Source organism: Sphingobacterium anhuiense (assembly GCF_042686355.1).
Lineage (GTDB): Bacteria > Bacteroidota > Bacteroidia > Sphingobacteriales > Sphingobacteriaceae > Sphingobacterium > Sphingobacterium anhuiense.
Genome location: NZ_JBHUPE010000006.1, coordinates 291,308 through 307,731 on the forward strand (window position 1 = coordinate 291,308; position 16,424 = coordinate 307,731).

Sequence of the window (16,424 nt, forward strand, 5' to 3'; positions counted from 1 at the left end):
AACTTAAATAATAAAAATATTTTTGACCAATTTATTTACTGACATACAGCTGTCAAATCAACAACTAACTTTGATATAACTTAAATATAAAAAAGAAAATTATGGCTATTTTACATGCTTACTTAAACTTTAACGGTAATTGCGAAGAAGCTTTCGAATTTTACCAATCTGTTTTTAACACAGAATCACTAGGTATATACCGATTCAAGGATATGCCAGCCGATCCAAATTATCCACTACCTGCTGATGCAGGAGATAAAATAATGCATACCGCTATTAAAATCAATGATTCTGTCATGCTAATGGGATCCGATTGTATCGAAGGTTTCGGACATAAAGCAACTTCTGGAACAAATGCTTATTTAATGTTGGATACAAAAACAGCTGATGAAGCAAAAGACTTATATGCAAAACTCACTGCAGAAGCACAAAATATAGAAATGCCATTAGGAGAACAATTCTGGGCTGAGTTATATTCCTCATTCCAAGATAAATATGGTATTTCGTGGATGATTCATTTTGAAGGGAATAAAAAAATGCAATAATGAAAAATGCAGTTGTATACTTTGAGATTCAAGCAACTGATCCTAAAAACCTTGTTTCATTCTATCAACAACTTTTTGGTTGGACATTTATTAAAGAAGAAAACCTTCCAATTGAATACTATCGAATAGAAACAGCAGCTATAATGGGTGGATTATTAAAACGTCCAGCTGAAGTTCCTCCGTCAAATTGTGGTACTAATGCATTTACATGTTCAATGGAAGTTGACGATTTTGATCAGACATCAGCAAACATTTTACATAATGGCGGAAAGATTGCCTTACCTAAGTTTGCAGTAATAGGAAAATGTTATCAAGGATATTTTACTGATCCGGACAACAATATCTTTGGGATATTTGAAGTGGACATCAACGCTCATTAAACGTATACTAAAGGGATTAATAACTTATTTATTAATCCCTTTAGTATATTTCTATAAAAATATCTGCACCCTATTTGCTATCCGTTTCACAAGATCAAGTTTATAAAGGATCCGAATTTCTTTACCATCACTTTGTATAGGAATATTGAAAATTGTAATTTTTCAATATTGTTTTACAAAGATTTATACGTTCTTTGCAAATTCAAAAAAGGAATTTGTGTTAAAAAAATATCTACCCTACTTTTTACTCACTGGTAAAATAATCTTTACAGCTTGTATTTTATTTATTGCACTCATTTTTACTATTCCTTTATTATTTCAGGAACAAGTAAATATAAAAATTAAAGAGGTTATTAATGATCAGATTGATGGCGAGTTAAATTACAGTAAAATTCATTTATCTTTCTTCGACCACTTCCCAGCATTAACAGCTTCCCTTCATGACCTTTCCCTAAAAGGATCTGCTCCATTTAAAGATGTTGAACTATTAAAAGCAAAACAAGTAAGTCTTGGAGTCGATATTCTAAGCCTTTTAAAGTCAAAAATTGTCGTTGAACAATTCTATATCGATCATGGCAAAATCCACGTTAAAGTAAATAAAGATGGTGAGTCTAATTATAATATCGTTAAAAAAAAGAATGATAAAATAACAAATACTGATAAAACAAGTACCGCAATTGACTTAGCCTTTAAAAGCATTTTACTTCAAAAAGTAGATGTGTATTACGAGGATTTATCAGTTCCAATCATCCTAGAAGCTAAAAAAATGGATTATGAAGGTCATGGTGATCTCATGTCTTCACTTTTTGATTTAGATAGCAAAGCAGACATACAATCATTAAGCTTAACTCTCGACGGAGAAAAATATGTAGATGATAAAATGATCAATGCTAGTCTCATGACTAAAGTAAACACCAATACATTGGCTTTTATATTTGAAAGGAACGACATTCGGATCAATAGACTTCCTGTTAAATTTAAAGGTGAATTTGGTTTCTTAACAAATGGCTATCACCTGGATTTTAAATTAAAATCCAGTAAAAGCACTTTATCTGAATTACTATCTTTAGTTCCGGTCTCCTACTCGAAATGGTTGGCCGAAACAAAAATAAAAGGTAACTCAGAACTATTCATAGATCTCGTAGGAGAATACATTGTGGAAGAACATAAAATGCCAGATCTTACCGTGGGTTTAAACATTACAGATGGATACTTTTCCAATAAGACGGCTAAAATCCCAATAGAAGATATACAGACAAAACTTAAGATTAGCCTTCCTCAATTAAACCCAGATTCTATTTTAATTGAATTAAAACAATTTGAATTTAAGGTTGCTTCCGGATATTTCAACAGCAAAGGAATAGTTAAAGGACTAAATCCTTTATATGTAAATACTGAATTTAAAAGTAATCTAGACTTAAGTGCTGTCAGTAATGCACTAGCTTTGCCCACCTTAAGCTTTAGAGGAAATTGGATGTTAGCTGGTTTTATTAATGGAACCTACGCAACGGCTATTAAAACCTCAGGATTAAGAAATAAAATAGATACTACCATTGCATCTATACCTAATTTTGATATTCACAATACGTTACGCGAAGGGTATTTCAAACTCGCAAATTTACCTGCAGCTATCGAAAAAATTGAGTATGATTTAAAAGCAACATGTAATGATGCAAAAATCACCAATGCTCAAATTGCATTAGATCATATTGACATTAAAGCACTGAACAATTACATAAAAGGATTTATACATATCAACGATTTGCTAAAATTAGATGTCAAATCAAATATGCAGGCTGATATTCAATTGGCCGATATTAAAAAAGTATATCCAGTCGATAGCCTTGAAATATCGGGAAAAATCTTTGTCAATATGGTAGCTGATGGTAAAATGGATCTAAAAAAAGGTACTTTTCCACAAACAAATACAACAGTTACTTTAAAAAACGGATTTCTAAAAACACTAAATTATCCCTTTCCACTTGAGAAGATAAATATTGAAACCTATATATCCAGTGAAAAAGGTTCTTTAAAAGATTTAAAAGTTAAAGTTTTACCGATATCTTTCAATTTAGCTGGCGAACCTTTCTTTTTGCATGCAGATTTGCAAAACTTTAAAAATGTACGCTATGCAATTAAGTCTCAAGGGAAGCTTAATTTAGAACCCCTATATAAAATATTTGCCATCGATGGGATAAACGTCAATGGTTATATTAGAACCGATCTGGATCTCGCCGGATTACAAAGCGATGCTACAAGTGGGCAATACCATAAATTAAAGAACCATGGAACATTAGACATCGGGCAAATACAAGTACAATCCGAATTATTTCCTAAACCCTTTAATATCAAAAAAGGACATTTCACTTTTGCCAAAGAGAAGTTAGTTTTTAGCGATGTCGCATCTTCATATGGACACAACAAATTAAATATTACAGGATACTTAGATAATCTTATCCAATACTTCACAAACACAACACAGACATTAAAAGGTAATTTTCAATTAAGCAGCCCCATTATTAATGTAAATGATTTTACATTTTTTGCTGAAACTGAAAACAGTAGCCCAACAAGTACTAATTCAGGCGTAATTTTAATACCAAAAAATCTAGATATCTCAGTTAATGGTATCGTAAATAAAATGAAATATGATCAGCTTACATTAAATCAACTAACGAGCAAAGTATCAATTCAAAATGGAAACCTTTCATTCTCAAATACAGGATTTGAACTTTCAGGATTAAAAGTGGCTATGAGTGGTCAATATAAAGCATTGAACAGCAATAAAGCTCGATTTGATTACCTTGTAAAAGCTGATAGTTTTGACATCCAGCGTGCTTATCATGAAATCCCTATGTTTAAAGAAATGGTTTCTTCTGCGAAAAATGCCCATGGACTGGTATCGCTTGAGTATCAATTATCAGGACTTCTAGATAACAACATGAATCCAATAATACCTTCAATAAAAGGAAGCGGTTCCTTGACCCTTGAACAGATCCAATTCTTGGGGTTTAAACTATTGAACAACATTTCAAAAGAAACTTCAAAAGAAAGTCTAGCTGATGGATCGGTCAAAAAAGTTAAGATCAATACATCCATAGCCAATAATGTAATGACTATTGAACGTACAAAAATGAAAATGGGATTTTTCAGACCTCGTTTTGAAGGACAGGTCACACTGGATGGTAAGATGAATCTTGGATTCCGATTAGGGCTCCCTCCTTTTGGTATTTTTGGAGTTCCAATGCGAATAACTGGTAGTGCACAAAACCCAATAATAAAATTAGGAAAATATAAAGAAAATGATCTGGATACAGATATGGATAATGATGATAAAAAATTATATCAAGAATCATTGATGCAAGATTCAATCACAATATCCAACAAATAGACGATAAAATAAAAAAAGGTATCCAAAATCACAATAGATACTTAAAGAATATTAAAATTAAAAAGGCGAAGGATTGTTTTTATCAAATAATCCTTCGCCTTTTTAATCCATTCAAATTTTAAAAGTCATGAATAATAGATTATCTTTCGATGGATTTAGTTACTTTTTCCAATATTTCAAAAGCCACTTCAGCCATTTTATTCCCTTGGTGATCCAATAACGGATTTACTTCTACCACCTCAAAGCAAACAACCTTCTTAGAGCTTAATATACCTTCAAGCAATTCTGTAACTTCAGAAGCATAAAAACCTTTAGGGACAGGCGTACCAGTTCCATCAGAAATTAACTCGCTATCCATGCTATCAACATCAAAAGAAACATAAATCAGATCACAACCGGCGAGTTTCTTCATCACCTCACGTATACAGCCCTTTACAGATAACTGACGAACCTCATCGACAATATAATTCTTAATTTCTAAATCATTGATTAATATATCCTCAGGAGGTTCAGTATCACGTACACCAAAATAAATCAAATCCTGAGCCTGAAATTTCCCTAAATGTCCACCAATACCCTTTAACTTCTGCCAATATTTTTTCGTCTCCTCATCAGGCCGATTAACTGTGCACAATAAATTATCTATGCCCAATGTAGCTGCCAAAGGCATACCATGTAAATTCCCAGAAGGAGTGGTGTAAGGAGAATGGATATCGGCATGAGCATCAATCCAAATTACCCCTAATGATTGATCGGGGTAAACAGATTTTATTCCAGAAATAGTTCCAATAGCAGAAGAATGATCCCCTGAAAAAACTAAAGGAAAGAAACCTTCTCTTAATGTCCTTTCAACGACAAGTGCAACCTCACGGCATTGCTCGTAGACTTCTTTAATTCTTTTAGCATAGGGATGGAAGGACGGATCATAAACCGCATCATTTCGAGTTTCCACATCAATATGAGGATAATTATGAAAGTATTGGCTTCCCTTATTAATCGCAGCAATCTCAATAGCATCAATTCCTAAATCGGAACCTCTTGTTCCAGCCCCTATATCAGATCTATTTTTGATAATTTTTATGGATCTTTTCATACATCAAATCTAAAACTAGGCATACAATTAAAAATAAAAACCACGAAACATAATATGAATACTTAATATTCACTCATTGGGTTATAATTGTTTATATAAAGATAATTATTTCAAGTTAATAATACCGTCTAATACTAGGATAAGAATCAAAAACAAAACGGGCTTAGAAATATTTCTCTAAGCCCGTTTTTATAAAAAATAAAAAGAATTTAAAATCTTAATGTATTCAGATTTTTATCAACTAAAAACCCTTGAACAGCTTTCAATGTATATTTTAAATCTTTTTTTGCTCTAAGTTTCAAAACAAATAGATCTTCATTTCCATTTAAAGCTTTTTGATCGCCAATATTTACAAAAGTAGGATATAATACTTTTTCACCACTAGTATGAAGTCGGTCATTGGTCAGGTTATCCATCCCTTTAACAGCTAACGCCTGAACTGAAATAAATTCGTAATCTTGCGACTGATATGGTAATCCAAAACTGATGGCATTAACAGATTTAAGATCCTTACCTTTAACCATAATTTCAATGATCTCATCCTTCTTATAACTTGCTTTCGGAATCGATAGGTTGATTTCACCTGCAACTTTTTCGACTTTAGGATCTCTGATACCACCATCTAATTGAGTAGCTACAACTGAAATATCATAAGCATCAATTAAATCATTTTTATTAATATCACCGTTACTAACATAGCCTTCAAAATCAGCATCACCCCTTTTCAAACCAGTATAATTTGTATAAGAAGTCAAATCATTTCGATCGATCAAACGATCGTTGTTGATATCACCAGGAATGTAACTCTCTGTACCAGGAACTTTAAAAACATACATTTCACGACCTGAACCAAATCCGCCGACTCCTTCAGTAATTGCTAACTTAACATAACGAGCTGTAGGCTGATTAGCAAAATTGAAGGTCTTCAGTTCATCATTATTAGCCCAGGTAAATGCACCTGTTTCTGTCCAGCTATCTTTATCTGCGCTATAATAAACTTTACCTTTCAGCACAATACCGTTACCACGACCTGTACGAGGTAAATAGTGAATCTTATCCAATTGATTAACAGACTTTAGATCTAAAATCATATCAAATGGTAATGCATTTTTACCCCATGCAGTATGCCACATATTACCTTCGTCAAAGTCAAACAATTTATCAACTCCTGATCCATCTTGATTCTCAGCTGTTGTTTCGCCTTTAATATCATGAATAGCAAACTCCAGTGGATTTGACTTCGTCACGGACTTAACTTCAACCCAGTCAGAAAAACCACTCTTATTGACAGCTCTTAACTTAAAAGTATACGCCGTTTCTGGACTTAACCCATCAAAGAGCAATTCATTCTCCTTGATCGTCGAATAAAGCATATCTTTAAATTCGATCTCATAATAATCAGCATGGTCTACCTTGCTCCATGTCGGCTTCAATGTATATGCAGCTTTATTATCTTCACTAACAATAGCATTTTGAGGCGCAATCAATGCACCCGAAGAAATGCGGAAACGATCCTGTGGATTAAATTCAAATCCCTCCAACAGTAAGCTTACATTATTTGCTGTAATATCTGTAAAGGCCAATTTAATATGTACTACAGGATTTTTAGTAATAATCTGCTTCTCAAATTCACTACCTTTCGTTGCAAACTTATTCATGTTAGGCGCAGCATCATAAAAATAAACATTTTCTTGATTAGCCAATTCTCCTAAAGAATTTACTTCAACCAATTTAACCTTGCGTTTTCCAATCAGTCCAGTCAGTTTTTTAGGTTTCGAAGTAACGTTTATTCTAAATTCTGTTTGCTTATTTTTCACGAAACCATCAAAATCACCAATTGTAGCATTCACCGTAACAGCTAACCGATTTTTTCCGTCTAAAGATGATTCAATTAAGGTAGAAGATCCTTTACCTAATTTATAAGCTTCAGAAACCCCATCATCATCATACTCCGTAAAAGACGTTTTTCCTTCTGGATAGATTTCATAAATACGAAGTCCTTTATTTATTTCATGAACGTTATTGTTTGGATTTGCCATGGGAATAATGGAACCATTTTTTACAAATACGGGCAATTTCCAGATCGGCGAATCAAAATTATTGAGAATAACATTTCCAGTAAATTTATCACCTGTAAAATAATCTATCCAAGTACCCTCTGGTAAATAAATGCCATTACGCACATCATTACCTTTATCATCAGATTTCGTAGCCTGATAAATAGGAGCTACTAAAAAGGAAGGACCGTATAAATATTGATACTGTGTAGATGTTCCTTGTGTATAAGCATTTGGGTACTTTAAGAACAGTGCTCTGATCATCGGTAAACCATCTACTGCTTCTTTAGCAATACTATAAGCATAAGGAATAAGCTCTGATTTTAATTTCAGATAATTACGATTAATTGAGGTAACAGGCTCACCAAGTGCATGTGGATATTTTTCATTCGAACCCCACCCGTCCATATTCAACTCCATTGGAGTAAAAGTTTTCCATTGAAAATCACGAATATTGACCGCATTATTTTTACCTCCAAAAATACCATCCATATCGGATGTAATATTAGGCTGGCCAGATAAACCTGAACCTAAATATGTCGGAATATGGAATCTGATATATTCCCAGACACCACCAGTTTGATCGCCAGACCAAATGCCGGCATAACGTTGCGTACCTGCCCATCCGTCTAACGAAATAGTGAACGGTCGAGCTTCATTTCCATAATACGGAATAATATGACCAACATCCGCCACACCATTCAATCCAAAAGAATAACCAGCACCTACCCAGGCAACATCCGTTTTCAGAACACGAACTCCAGCATCTCTCACTTCTTTTACGATATCACGTTGCAATAATGCACTGATCTCAGGTTTTGGATGTAAATCAGACTGTGTCCACAATCCAATTTCAACCCCATTCTTACGTGCGTAATCACCAAGACTTTTTAAATTAGCAATATTACCATCTAAAGTTTCTGTCTGTCCGTAACCCGCTCCATAACCATCATTAGGCAACAACCAGCCAAAAGGCATATCATGCTTCCTATAACGATCAATAACAGCACGCGCCGAGAATTGGTAATTATTCAATTCTCCATTTAAAGACTCCTTTATACCGCCATTATCTTTTTGACCTTCCTTATAGCGCTTCCCATCTTCAAACAAGATGCCCTTTTCATCCTCTTTCCAAAAATCTCGGTTGTAAGCATTCAGATGACCTTGATAAAAACCAAACTTCGGAAGTAAAATAGGATTTCCTGTTAATTGATAGAAATCATTCAACAAAGGAACTGCGCCATCATTTACCATGAAGAAGACATCAAGATAGTCGCTGTCATGTGTCAATTGAACTTGTCCTTTTTGTTTTGAACCAAAATCATACTTACCGGGCTTGAAAGTATACCACATAAAACCATATCCTCCGGATGACCAGTAATAAGGAGTAGGCGAAGCAACACCACCGTCGGTCCAGCTATTTTGATTTTCAATAGAGATAACTTTTCCTTTATGAGAAAAACGCCCATTCTGAACACCTCCCCCATAAAAATACTCATCCGGTTTTTCCTGAAGACTTAAAGTTACCTTTCCCTTTTCAAATTGAATAGGTTTTGTAAAAACAATAGACTTGTCTTTATTTTTTTGATTAACAACAGTCAATAAATTAGTTGACTTATTAATAACAACAGAAATTTCATCTGTAGCAATAGTTATCTGATTATTTGAATCGTTAAGATTTAAAAGATGAACAGGCTTTCTGGGATTTGAAACTAATATCGAAGCTGTAGGTTTGGCTTCTGGATCACGAATGATACCTCCGGTATTATCCTGAAACAAACGAAAAATATGTCCTCCGTAAAAATCAAATGTTAATCGTTGATTATCGGAAAATAAAACCTCTATTGTCGTCGCATTTATTTTTTTTGCGCTCACAATAGTTAACGTTGGATTAATTTGCTTCTGCAAAGCCTCTCCCTTGAAATTGGCCTGCGTAGGAGCAATACTAACCATTAAAGGAAATGCCAAAGCAAACATCACCTTTCTGTGTTGTTTATACATTATGTTACAATTTTGTGTTTTCTTATTTTATTTATAGCTGTTTAGACGTTAAATAATAATTTGTTTTAAAACTGTATTTATAGGTCCGTAAATGTAGGAAAGAGATTTGAAAATAAAAGATTGTATCTATTAAAATACATTATTCTTCAATTTAAATTAAAGTGCATATCAATTTGTAACTCCTTCAATCAAGTTCTACTTATCAGAAACAGCTATATAGCATTAGCATTTAGATGAAATAACAAAAGGTCAGAACTAAGTTATAATTCTGACCTTTTGCTATTATTATATAAGTTCAACTATTTATTTGAAGGGGCAATACTGTAAAACTTCAGTTCCTCTTTTTTGAACCGATTATTCAATTCAATCAAGACATCATTTTTAAAACCACCACTATTACCCGAATTATCAATCCAGCAACTAATACTAAGGTAAATCATTTCTTCACTTATATCTTGAACGCTAATGCCAATACCCAATTCAGGTTTACTAAAAGTACTATGCTCAACAGCCTCTGTAATCCATGATTTTAAAGTATCAAGTTCAGCTGTACGATCCACCTGAATAACAAAACTTGTTTTTGCATCATCATTAGATAAAGTCCAATTGACCACACGTCCAGATAATAAATCACCATTTGGGATAATAACCTCGGCCCCATCTCCAGTATTTAAGATGCTCGCGCGAATACCAATCTCTTTTACCCTACCCTTTTTATCAGCCAACTCAATGCGATCTCCAACGCGAAAAGGTTTATCAAAAGCTAAAATAATACCGGAAACAAAATTATTAATGATATTCTGCATCCCTAAACCTATACCAACACTTAAGGCTCCAACGATTACCGTCAATTTATCAAGACTAACACCTAAAGCAGAAATAGCTATAAAAAAACCTATAACAATTATAATCAACCTAAATAAGGGAAAAAGGGTCATTTTCTGATCGTAATCAGTACTCAACGTTCCATTTTCACCACCGATCAACAATAAATTCAAATTCTTTTGAAACCAATTAGCAGCAGCCAATATAATTACCGCTAACAATAAATTACCAAAATTAAAATTAATTCCACCGAGCTGATGATTACTGCTCAAAAATTTAGACACCGAAGATGCTAAAGAAGCAGCAAACTGAAGGTTATTCGCCAGCACAATAATGGCTAGTAGAAGACAAACAAATTTCAAAGCATCTCCTGTAGCCTTCAAAGCACGTTCTTCATTAAATCGTAACCAAAATCCTCTCTTCACACGATTTCTTGAAAACTGATTTCTAACATCCTCTTTTATCATCTGCGTGAAAAAAGTCAAGGTAAAAGATTGTGCAAGACCAACGGCACCTGCAATACTAAAACTACGGGAGTGATCCACATAGCCTAAAATATTCAGAATAATTGCACCAATATTTAAAACGGCAAATATGATAAAAACTGGAAGTTGAATATAGCCCGCGGCAGTAGGATCATTAATATTCTTTTTTAAATAAAACCCTATTCCTAAAGCCACTATATTAAATAAAATACAAACAATCCGCATAATCAAGTCTTCGCTAACAACAGAATTAACAAAGACATCGCATATATAAAAAAGAAGTAAAAATCCTACAATTTTACCATGTTTTACAGTAAATTTATTTCTTAACAAAAGACCAAATATGGCCATAATTAGCAATTGCATCCCTTGAATAACCAAAGTTGGAGTAACAATGGAAACAATAGGCAATAACGTCAGAAATAGAACAATTGCTTTTCCAATAGGAACCCAATAATTAAAAGATGATTTCGTATTAGATAGGCTATTGTTATGCTTATTTAATACATAAGCTGTCGAAATAATCCAATAGAGATAAGCAAATACCAAAATAATCAATAACACCCTACTCGTCCACTCAGTCTTATTCACATAAGTATCTAGCGATTTACTCTTTCTGTAATTATCTTTTAAATTATTTAAAATTTTCTCTTTTGTAACTGCGGCACCTCCAGCTTTCCATAATGAACTTTTTACAGCTGAGGTATCCGACTTCCCTGCATGAGTTTGCTTAGAGACAGCTTCCTTCACATGATGGGATAAACCATAATAAGCCTTCAAATTATCATTGGTAATACTTACAGACACTTGTAAAGAATCAATTTTACGTTGCACATCTTGTTCTGATGTAGTCAAATAAGTGCTTAACCGCTCATTAGTTTCACTTTGACTATACTTTGATCGAAACCCTTTTAGTTGACTTAAAGTCAAATTAAGACTACGGTTGTAACTTTCTAAACTACTGTGAAATGCATTTAAATCAGCGATTTGAGTGCGAACATAATGCGTCCATGAAGTCACAGAATCTGGAGGAAGCGTTCCTGAAAAATTATTTACCTTCTCAATAAATTCAGTCCGTATATCACGCTTGTGTATAGCCTCACTTTCCAATGCGTATGCACGTATATTTGCAATGTATTTTACATTGATCTTTGATAGATCAGCCCGCAGACTATCAACAGTACTATTCGAATGCAAACTAGCGACAGTATCTACAAAATTGCGTCGCATCCTATTTTCTCTACGATTTTCCTTATTACGAGAAGCTTTAACAATGTATTCGCTCTTCCTTGCACTACTGGTATCAACAGCGATCTGAGCGAAACTTTTATCACTAAAGCAGAGCAATAAAAACAAAATCAATATATAATTAGATGGTTTCATTTAATATTCGTTAAATTAAAAACAAAGGATACTCAAGATTAATGTGTGCAATCAAATTCAAGTTCGACAAAAATAACTAAATATCTAAGATTATAAGGAGCAAGCGGAACCTTCGGTCATCCTTAATCTGAAATAAAAGTTCCAATATTTTCATTTAAAGCTCGAATCAAAATAAATTCCTAAATTCATGTTTTATAGATTATTTTATCAAATTAAAATAATGGCATTTCCAGAACAGATCTGACCATTGTATCTAGTAACAGGTGCATTACACGAATTGGTCACAGGCTTTTCCTAAAACTTGCGACCGTAAAAAACCAAAAGCAAGCTAGAAAATAAGATTTAACTGTTAAACCCAGCGTAGATTGAATGTACACGCTATTAAAGAAGCTTTACATAAACGAATAGCTAATTTTCACCATCTTATGTCTATAGATATACATAAACCATATAACAGGAATGAATAAGGCATTTCTTACCGCTTTGATAGATCTAAAAAATTAACATAGCAAAGTTAATTTTTCAATTTCTTGAATTTCAAAAAAACAGCACCAACTTAATAAACATCAAAATCGAAGTATGTTTTTTGGTAAGGTTCATGAATTAGAGTAAAATGCCACCATTCTTTCGCATAGCCTTTAAAACCATGTTTCATCATGATGCTTTTCAACAATGTTCTGTTCTTTTTCTGCGCCGCATTAATTTCCTCAGTATCAAAATGGGATATTGGTCCAAAAAAATCAAAAGGACTTCCCATATCCAATTCTTTATGATCAATAAGAGTGACTATCGTTAGATCGATCGTACTACCTCGACTATGCCCCGATTTATTTGCGATATAACCTAATTTAAATAAATTTCTTTTATCTAGATTCGGATAGAATTCTCTTTTTGATAAAGTGTCATTAATTTGTAGAGCCCATCTTTTAAAATGTTGAACCGCTTTTTGTGGGCGATAAGCATCAAAAACTTTCAATGACATTCCCTGTGCATTTAATTCCTTCTCCACTTTTTTCAAAGCACTTGTCGCTGCAGTACTCCATATAAGGACAGGGGATTTATAACCGTCGATTTTCTTACCAACAAAATTATGTGAACTATAATAACGTAGATCAACATTTATTCCAGGTATGATATCTTTAACATAACTAAAACCTTTCGGCAATTTTTGCTGAGCAAAAATGGTGGTTTGACTAAAAATAAAGATAAAAAAAAGATAGCGATGTATTTTCATTGATAAGTTGTATGCTTGAAGTTAATAAAAATATAGGATACTACTTGAACAACCTGTCGAAATAAAAGAGAATAAAAAAAGCCAGTACTTACGTACTGGCTTGGGGTAAATGATGGGGCTCGAACCCACGACCCTCGGTACCACAAACCGATGCTCTAACCAACTGAGCTACATCTACCGTGTTTGTTGCTACAAAAGTAGAACAATTATTGGTATTTAGAAACTGTTTTTAATCTTTTTTTACAATAAATTTTTACTTCGTTCATAATTAAGAATTTAATTTTCACAAATATCCACTTCAGCCCTATTCATCAAGCATATCGGCAATAAATGCAAAATATAAAACCGCACTTGTTAAATAAAAAACAAACAAATTCACTTTAGAAATTACGTGTGGACAAAAAAACGTAACGCAAAAATATCTACTCTTTCCTAAAACATATTTTTTGTAATCACCATTTCCAATATTTGACTTTTATCAAATTCAATCAATGGCACTTTGATAAAGATGATCGTACTCTGTCTTGTACTTCTGCAAAATCACTTTACGTTTCAGCTTTAAGGTAGGAGTAAGTTCTCCCCCTTCAATTGTAAATTCATCTGCAATGATTATAGGCCTTTTGATCTGCTCCCAATTACCAAAATGTTGGTTAGCCATACGCACCTCTTGATTTATTTTTTTAATAACCTGATCTTGCTTCAGAAAATCTGCCTTAGATAATTTTAGAAGATTAGGATTTTCAGATTTGGCCCAGTCAATTAAATGTCCATAATCAGGAACAATAAAAGCAGAAGCAAATTTCATCCCATCGCCAACCACCATCGCCTGCTCAATAAACTTAGACTCTACTAATTTTTTTTCAATAGGCTGAGGAGTCACATATTTGCCTCCTGAGATCTTAAATAATTCTTTTTTTCGATCAATAATTTTTAAAAATAGACCGTCCTCCCAAACTCCGATATCACCTGTATGCAACCACCCATCAATAATCGTCTTACTCGTTTCTTCCGAATTTTTATAGTATCCCATCATGATATTTGGCCCCTTCACTAAAACCTCACCATCACTGGCCAATTTTATCTGAACATCCTTTACTGCAAGTCCAACAGTACCTACCCGAGTCCCTCTTAAATAATGATTAACAGATATAAGTGGAGATGCTTCAGTCATCCCATATCCCTCATAAATAGGAATACCTGCAGCTAAAAAAACACGTGTCAACTTACTTTGCAAAGAAGCACTTCCAGAAGCAACTGTCTGTAAAGAACCTCCAAGCCCCTCATACCATTTATTCAATACCAGTTTCCTAGCTAGGTTTAATTTAACATCATATACAAAACTTCTTTTTTGAGGATCGGGATCATAATTTTCCCCTACCGATACAGCCCAATCAAATATTTTACGTTTAAGACCATGCAGATCATGTCCCTTCTTAATGATCTTTTCATATACTTTTTCCAAAATCCGAGGAACAGCAGTCATTATGTTAGGTTTTACCTCTATTAGATTTTGACCGATCTTATCAAAAGACTCTGCAATGTAAACGGTTATACCGATATAAAAATAAGTGTATATAACCATCCTTTCATAAGCATGACAAGGAGGTAAAAATGTTAGTCCGCGATCATAAGCCTTACAGGGGGTAATCTCTCGGGCCGATCGAACATTTGCTATGATATTATCATGTGACAACATCACACCTTTAGGCTTTCCTGTAGTTCCTGAAGTATAAATCAAAGTTGCAAGATCATCAGATTTTACTTCATTTTTCAGTTTTTGAAGATGCCCATCCTCAATATGACTTCCTATTTGAACAATCTCTTTCCAATTCCGTACCTCATCATGCGAACTCATACAGAAAATATACTTGAGCGTATAGATGGAATTTTTAATATTAACAATTCTTTGATAAAGACTCCTTGTACTAACTATAGCAACCCGAATCTCGGCATCATTAAAAATATATTGATAATCAGCATCCATAATATTTGGATAAATAGCAACAACTACAGCTCCAATTTGTTGAATTGCAAAATCAACAATATGCCACTGCACACTACTTTCGGCGATTAAACCAACTTTTTCATTAGGCTTGACCCCCAATTCGATTAATCCTTTTGATAGCGCATTAACCTGACTAATAAACTCATCAGTCTTTAGATCAGTCCAGTTTCCATTTATTTTACTGGAGAACATGGCTAGACCGGGATATAATCCTAACTGCCGTTCAGCTAAATCAAATATTCTTAATTTTTCTTCCATTTCAATCCTTAAAAAATCCACCTTCAGAGTAAGGTCATCTCTTAAACAAAATGTTAAGAGAATAAGTTTACAAAACTAACCAATTGTCAATAGAAAATAATTCAAAATATGAGTCCCAATAAAAGAATCTAAATATTTAAGATCAATTGAATTTATTCTGTAAACAAAAAAGGCCTTGAGTTATATCCCAAAGCCTTTTTTGAAGGTTATAAATATTTATTTTTTAGACCAACTTTTAAAAAACTGCATGACCTTATTTTTGTCATAGCCTTTACCAGATTCTAAACTACCACTTTCCTGAATTTTAAGGACTTCACCTGTACTATTCATGACAATAAAAAAAGGATATCCTAATTTTAACGAATCGGGTACATACTTTTTAAATATGGCCTCATTTTTATTCTCTTTGGAATAATTAAGATGGTAGTATAGATAGTTATGGCGGAGATAATCATCAATCTCAGCAGTTTTATGAATATAATCATTAAATCTCAAACACCAAATACACCAATTACCTCCCGCTTGAATAATAATATTTTTATCCTCTTTATTAGCCTGAGCTATTAATTTATCTAAATCCTCTTGTGCATTAGCTTCAGGATGATACGGATATGATAAAGTATCTTTTTCTCCTACAGGCTTCGTTTGTGCAATAACCTGCTGAAAAGTAAAAAAAACAAAGCATAACGTGATAACTCTTATAATCTTGCGCATACAATTCTATTCAAATGTAAAATCAAATTTAAGGAAAGTAAAGCTTAAAACAA

At 33.3% G+C, this 16,424-nt stretch carries 9 protein-coding genes and 1 tRNA gene; 3 read left to right on the plus strand and 7 right to left on the minus strand.

Translation table 11 applies throughout. The features are described 5' to 3' along the window. The first annotated feature begins 101 nt into the window (after positions 1-101). The 3 genes from ACFS6I_RS16425 to ACFS6I_RS16435 all read left to right on the plus strand — a co-directional run bounded on the left by ACFS6I_RS16425 (position 102) and on the right by ACFS6I_RS16435 (position 4,316). Positions 102-545 carry a VOC family protein gene (locus ACFS6I_RS16425; protein ID WP_380922203.1) on the plus strand — a complete coding sequence of 148 codons (444 nt, stop codon included), beginning with the start codon at positions 102-104 and terminating at the stop codon, positions 543-545. Then, on the plus strand, positions 545-925 hold the full coding sequence (locus ACFS6I_RS16430) for a VOC family protein (protein WP_380922205.1): 381 nt from the start codon (positions 545-547) through the stop codon (positions 923-925). The genes ACFS6I_RS16425 and ACFS6I_RS16430 overlap by 1 nt, the downstream gene beginning before the upstream one ends. A gap of 217 nt (positions 926-1,142) precedes the next feature. Further along, the gene (locus tag ACFS6I_RS16435; RefSeq protein WP_380922207.1) at positions 1,143-4,316 is read left to right on the plus strand and encodes an AsmA-like C-terminal region-containing protein; all 3,174 of its coding nucleotides are present in this window, start codon (positions 1,143-1,145) and stop codon (positions 4,314-4,316) included. A 139-nt stretch (positions 4,317-4,455) separates the two neighbouring features. On the opposite strand, the gene ACFS6I_RS16440 is transcribed toward ACFS6I_RS16435, so the two are convergent. From ACFS6I_RS16440 to ACFS6I_RS16470, 7 genes are all read right to left on the minus strand, one after another. Next, positions 4,456-5,409, minus strand: a complete 954-nt coding sequence (locus ACFS6I_RS16440; RefSeq protein ID WP_380922209.1) for an arginase — start codon at positions 5,407-5,409, stop codon at positions 4,456-4,458. A 209-nt stretch (positions 5,410-5,618) separates the two neighbouring features. Next, positions 5,619-9,467: a TIM-barrel domain-containing protein gene (locus ACFS6I_RS16445; RefSeq protein WP_380922211.1), complete on the minus strand. Its 3,849-nt coding sequence runs from the start codon at positions 9,465-9,467 to the stop codon at positions 5,619-5,621. A gap of 299 nt (positions 9,468-9,766) precedes the next feature. After that, the gene (locus tag ACFS6I_RS16450; RefSeq protein ID WP_380922213.1) at positions 9,767-12,160 is read right to left on the minus strand and encodes a mechanosensitive ion channel family protein; all 2,394 of its coding nucleotides are present in this window, start codon (positions 12,158-12,160) and stop codon (positions 9,767-9,769) included. A 556-nt stretch (positions 12,161-12,716) separates the two neighbouring features. Beyond that, entirely contained in the window at positions 12,717-13,394 is a 678-nt protein-coding gene (locus tag ACFS6I_RS16455) for a M15 family metallopeptidase (RefSeq protein WP_380922215.1), read from the minus strand. Positions 13,395-13,495: 101 nt separating this feature from the next. Continuing rightward, a tRNA-His gene (locus tag ACFS6I_RS16460) sits at positions 13,496-13,572 on the minus strand. A gap of 306 nt (positions 13,573-13,878) precedes the next feature. Next, positions 13,879-15,657, minus strand: a complete 1,779-nt coding sequence (locus tag ACFS6I_RS16465; RefSeq protein ID WP_380922217.1) for an AMP-dependent synthetase/ligase — start codon at positions 15,655-15,657, stop codon at positions 13,879-13,881. 216 nt (positions 15,658-15,873) lie between these two features. After that, positions 15,874-16,371, minus strand: coding sequence for a thioredoxin family protein (locus ACFS6I_RS16470; RefSeq protein WP_380922219.1), 498 nt, complete (start codon positions 16,369-16,371; stop codon positions 15,874-15,876). Positions 16,372-16,424 lie beyond the last annotated feature (53 nt).